General features: G+C 45.9%; 1 protein-coding gene. It reads left to right on the top strand.

The annotated features are described in order from the left end of the window. Positions 1-81: 81 nt before the first annotated feature. Positions 82-396 carry a hypothetical protein gene (locus tag AB9H30_RS19385; protein WP_371196439.1) on the top strand — a complete coding sequence of 105 codons (315 nt, stop codon included), beginning with the start codon at positions 82-84 and terminating at the stop codon, positions 394-396. Positions 397-425 lie beyond the last annotated feature (29 nt).

The following is a 425-nucleotide window of genomic DNA, read 5'->3' as shown; positions in this document are numbered from 1 at the left end:
GTAACCGTAGCCCAAACCCCGTCTACTGCCAAGTGATTTAGCATCGCATAATGTTCTCTTTGATAACTCATCGAGAACACTATGCCCAGAAAACGCCGAACGAAAGAAGAATGGAAAGCTACGTTAGAAGCCCAAAAGGTCAGTGGCTTAACAGCGCCCGAATATTGCGCTAAGCATAAAATTCATCTGCAAACGTTTTACGCCAGAAAAAGCGACATCCTAAAGCCGTGGCCCAAACCCAATCCTAAGGCATGGGTGAAAGTGAGTAAAGATAAGACAGAGTTGACTGCACTCTCGCCGCAGCTAAGTCTGCACTATCAAGGTGTGGTGATTAACGTGCTGCATTCGCCAGAGCCAGAATGGTTAACGGATGTCATTAAAGGCCTTGCCTCATGAAGATGTTTGTCGAGCCTAACGATATTTAT

Origin of the sequence: Glaciecola sp. SC05, assembly GCF_041380235.1 — a bacterium.
Taxonomy (GTDB): domain Bacteria; phylum Pseudomonadota; class Gammaproteobacteria; order Enterobacterales; family Alteromonadaceae; genus Glaciecola.
Note: the sequence above shows the minus strand (reverse complement) of the source record. Positions and strands in the feature narration are given on the sequence as shown.

Bases quoted from the DNA above. Each gene is read 5' to 3' on its own strand.
- AB9H30_RS19385 (WP_371196439.1), top strand. From the start codon at position 82: ATGCCCAGAAAACGCCGAACGAAAGAAGAATGGAAAGCTACGTTAGAA.